The following is a 4,219-nucleotide window of genomic DNA, read 5'->3' on the forward strand; positions in this document are numbered from 1 at the left end:
GTTAGAGACCTTCCGCGCCGTCATGCTCACCGGCTCCATGACCGTGGCCGCGCAGCAGCTGCACACCTCGCAGCCCAATGTGAGCCGCATCATCGGCAAGCTCGAAGCCGAGGTGGGCTTCGAGCTGTTCGACCGCCAGCCCGGCCGCGTGCTGCCCACCCGCGCGGCCGAGGCGCTGTTCAAGGACGTGGACCGCGCCTTCATCGGGCTGGACAGCGTGTCCGAATCCGCCCGTGCCATCCGCGACCTGGGCGCGGGCACCCTGCGCGTGGCGGCGGCGGCCTCCATCTCCATGAGCGTGCTGCCGCTGGCCATCCGCTTGTTCAGCGAGCGCTACCCGCGCGTGCGCATCGTCGTGGCCACCAGCGAATCGGCCATCATCGCCAACTGGATCGCCACGCAGAACTGCGACGTGGGCTTTGTGAGCTATGTGCCTGACAAGCCGGGCGTGAAGGCCTCGGTCATCCATACCGAGAGCGCCGTCTGCGTCATGCCTTCAGGCCACCGGCTGGCACGCAAGCGCGTCGTACAGCCGCAGGACCTGGATGGCGAGCGCTTCATCTCGCTGCCCAGCGGCAGCGTATCGCGCCGCGCCGTGGACGCGGTCTTCGTGGGCGATGGCCGCGCCATGGCGCTGGAGACCTCGCACGCCGCCACCATCTGCCGCATGGCCAGTGAGGGCCTGGGCGTGGGCCTGGTCAACCCCATCGTCGTGCGCACCATGCGCCTGCCCGGCGTGGTGGCCGTGGCCTTCAAGCCGGACATCCCGTTTCGCAGCTACATGCTGCGCGCCCAGCTCGCGGCGCGCGACACGCATGCCAGCCATTTCGCTGCGTGCATGCGGTCTTCGTTCCAGGCCACAGCCACCGCGCGCCGGGGCTGACCCTGTCTTTGCCGGCTGGGTGCTGCGTGTAAGCTGCCACCAGACCAAAACCACACAGGAGACACCACACATGCATGGCCCGCAACAACAAGCCTGGGATCTCGGCCCCCACCTGCAGGTGCGCATCGCCGACGACGGCGTGGCGCACGTCATCTTCGGCCCCGCAGGCGGCATGCCCTTCACCGACGTGCAGGCGCATGCGCACCTGGGCACCGTGTGGGGCTGGCTGCAGGCCACGCCGGGCGTGCGCAGCATTCTGGTGCGCAGCGAGGGCAAGGGCTTTTGCGCAGGCGGCTCGCCCGAGCTGGTGACGGCCATGCTGGGCAGCCAGGAGGCCCGCCTGCGCACCATGCAGGAGGCCCGTGCCATCGTGCAGGGCATGATGGACTGCGACCTGCCCATCGTCTCGGCCATCAACGGCGCGGCCGTGGGGGCGGGAGCGGCTGTGGCGCTGATGGCTGACATCACCGTGGCCGGCCAGCGCGCCAAGATCATCGACGGCCACACCCGCCTGGGCGTCGCCGCTGGCGACCATGCCGCCGTGCTCTGGCCGCTGCTGTGCGGCATGGCCCGGGCCAAGTACCACCTGCTGCTGTGCAACACCATCTCGGGCCAGGAGGCCGAGCGCATCGGCCTCGTCAGCCTGGCCGTGGCCGATGAGGAACTGGACGCCCGGGCCCTGCAGATCGCGCAGGAGCTGGCGCGCGGCAGCCCCACGGCGCTGGCCTTCACCAAGCGCAGCCTGAACCACTGGCTGCGCGCGGCCTGGCCGGCGTTCGAGCATTCCCTCGCGCTGGAGATGCCGGGCTTTGCCGGGCGCGATGCGCGTGAGGGCTTTGCCGCGCTGAACGAGAAGCGGCCCGCCAGTTTCGGAGGGGCGCAGTAGTGAAGTTCGCCGAATTCCATGCCGGCCAGGTTCTCACGGCAGGGCCCTACACCGTGACCGAGGACGAGGTACTCGGCTTCGCAAAGTCCTACGACCCGCAGTGGTTCCACACCGACCCCGCCGCCGCCCAGGAGGGGCGCTTCGGCGGCCTTATCGCCAGCGGCTGGCACACCTGCGCCATCGCCATGCGGCTCATCGCCGACAAGGCGCTGCACGGCTCGGAGTCGTTTGCCTCGCCAGGCATCGAGTACATCCGCTGGCCGCACCCGGTGCGCCCGGGCGACCAACTGGTGCTCACGGCCACGGTGCACGAGGTGCGCCGCTCATCCAGCAAGCCCGGCCTGGGCATCCTGCGCTGGCGCTGGGAACTGGCGAACCAGGATGGCGCGGCGGTGCTGGACTTGATCGCTATCAGCCTGTTTCAGCTGGACGGAGCAGAGTAGGCGCGGCGGGGCCGGGGCAGGGCGCATCCCTTGGAGATGAAGGGTATCGAGGCCATGATCTGATTGAGAATTGTTCTCAATTATAATTGCCGACTTACCCTGATTTTTTCGCCCACCCTGCCGCATGAGCACCGCCGACCCCGGCCTGGTCCACACTGACCATGACCCGCATACGCTGTACAGCCACCACCATGGCTGGCTGCGCGCCTGGCTGCAGCGGCGCCTGGGCTGCAGGGACGAGGCTGCCGACCTGGCGCAGGACACCTTTGTGCGCGTGCTGCTGCGCCCGCAGGCGCTGCAGGGCCTGCGCGAACCGCGTGCCTACCTGACCACCATCGCCAAGGGCCTGGTCTCCGACCTGTGGCGCCGCCGCGCGCTGGCGCAGGCGTAGAGGGATGCCCTAGCCCTGAAGCCCGAACCGCGGGCCCCGTCGCCACAAGAGCGCTCGCTGGTGCGCGAAGCCCTGCACGAGATCGACGCCATGCTCGACGGACTGGCGCCCAAGGCGCGGCAGGCGTTTCTGCTGTCGCAACTCGAAGGCCTGGGCTATGCCGAGATCGCGCTGCAACTGCAGGTGAGCGAGCGCACCGTCAAGCGCTACATGGCCCAAGGCTTCGAATGCTGTCTGCTGGCGATGGCGTAGTGGGCCATGGGCAACGCTACTTCCTCCGCCAATCCTGACAGCGCCCCCAGCCGCGCCGCCCTGCGCGAGGCCGCGCAATGGCTGGTGCGCCTGAACTCTGGCCAGGCCCGGCCCGCCGACTGGCAGGCCCTGGCCGCCTGGCGCGCGCAGGATGCCGCCCATGAGGCCGCCTGGCAGCGCGCCGAGCGCCTGTCGCGCACCTTCGGCGCCGTGCCCGCGGGCCTGGGGATGCCGGTGCTGGCGCAGGCTGAACGCACCGCAGTCAATCGCCGCGCCGCACTGCGCGTGCTGGCCTTGGTGGGCACGGTGGCGCCCGCGGCCTACCTGGGCTGGCGCCACATGCCCTGGCAGCAGTGGACGGCTGAGCACCGCACCGCCACAGGCGAGCGGCGCAGCGTGACCCTGGCCGATGGCTCCGAGGTGCTGCTGAACACCGCCAGTGCGCTTGACGTGGTCTTTGACGCCACCGAACGCCTGCTGCGCCTGCGCGCGGGCGAGGTGCTGGTCACCACCGCCAAGGATTCTGCCGCTCGGGCCTTCCGCGTGGAAACGCCCGGCGGCTGGCTGCGCGCCCTGGGCACCCGCTTCGCCGTGCGTCTGGTCAACGAAGGCACGGTGTACCTGGCCGTGACCGAGGGCGCGGTGGAGATCACGCCGCGCCACGGCGCACAACGTGTTGTGCAGGCGGGTGAGCAGTGCCGCTTCACCGCTGCAGGCGTACAGGCACCCGTTGCGCTGGGAGAGCAGGCGCTGGCCTGGGTGCAGGGGGTGCTGTATGCCGATGGCATGCGGCTCGACGACTTCGCTGCCGAGCTGGCACGGTACCGGCCGGGGGTGGTGCGGTGCGATCCGGCCGTGGCCGGGCTGCGGATCTCGGGGGCCTTCCAGTTGCAGGATACGGAGTACATCCTGGCGATGTTGCGGGAGACCTTGCCGGTGCAGGTGGTGACGCGGACCAGGTACTGGGTGACGTTGGTGCCTGCCTGAGAGCTCAGGCGAGGCAGTGCGCAGGCTGAGCCATCGCTAGTCTCTGTGGTTGCTTTGTGCCTTGATGAAGGGCGGAGGCCGGGATGTGCGCCCGGCGGCGCACCCACCTTCTTTTGCGTCGCCAAAAGAAGGTGGGCCAAGAAAAGGCGACCCCCAGTCTGCGTCCCCCATCGCCCTGTCGGGCGCTGGTGGCAACCTGTGGTGCTCGGATCTGGGGTGGGCGCCGCTGAACTCGCGCCTTTCCCCCTGCGGGTGAACTCCGCTCAAACCTCCGCGGTGAGTCAGACCACGATGCGCGGGTACTTCGGCACGCGCCCCCCCCCGGCGCTGCGCGTCTCGGCCCGGGCAGAAGGGGGGGGGGGACGGGCTCCACGCGG

4 protein-coding genes and 1 pseudogene are annotated in these 4,219 nt (G+C 69.9%); all 5 read left to right on the top strand.

Features of this window, described 5'->3' with window-relative positions; genetic code table 11:
• Positions 1-883, top strand: an 883-nt coding sequence (locus tag ACK59X_RS04085; protein ID WP_409955407.1) for a LysR substrate-binding domain-containing protein, incomplete at its 5' end; no start/stop codon positions are given.
• A 70-nt stretch (positions 884-953) separates the two neighbouring features.
• Complete coding sequence (locus ACK59X_RS04090) at positions 954-1,769, top strand: enoyl-CoA hydratase/isomerase family protein (protein WP_409955408.1); 816 nt, start codon at positions 954-956, stop codon at positions 1,767-1,769.
• Positions 1,769-2,212: a MaoC family dehydratase gene (locus ACK59X_RS04095; protein WP_409955410.1), complete on the top strand. Its 444-nt coding sequence runs from the start codon at positions 1,769-1,771 to the stop codon at positions 2,210-2,212. Before ACK59X_RS04090 ends, ACK59X_RS04095 begins: the two co-directional genes overlap by 1 nt.
• 124 nt (positions 2,213-2,336) lie before the next feature.
• A pseudogene (locus tag ACK59X_RS04100) lies at positions 2,337-2,855 on the top strand (sigma-70 family RNA polymerase sigma factor).
• 6 nt (positions 2,856-2,861) lie between these two features.
• The gene (locus ACK59X_RS04105; protein ID WP_409955411.1) at positions 2,862-3,842 is read left to right on the top strand and encodes a FecR domain-containing protein; all 981 of its coding nucleotides are present in this window, start codon (positions 2,862-2,864) and stop codon (positions 3,840-3,842) included.
• Positions 3,843-4,219: the final 377 nt, after the last annotated feature.

Origin of the sequence: Acidovorax sp., from assembly GCF_046339755.1 — a bacterium.
Taxonomy (GTDB): Bacteria; Pseudomonadota; Gammaproteobacteria; order Burkholderiales; family Burkholderiaceae_C; genus Acidovorax.

Excerpts from the sequence above, each read along its gene's own strand:
- ACK59X_RS04105 (WP_409955411.1), top strand. The coding sequence starts at position 2,862 with ATGGGCAACGCTACTTCCTCCGCCAATCCTGACAGCGCCCCCAGCCGC.
- ACK59X_RS04090 (WP_409955408.1), top strand. The coding sequence starts at position 954 with ATGCATGGCCCGCAACAACAAGCCTGGGATCTCGGCCCCCACCTGCAG.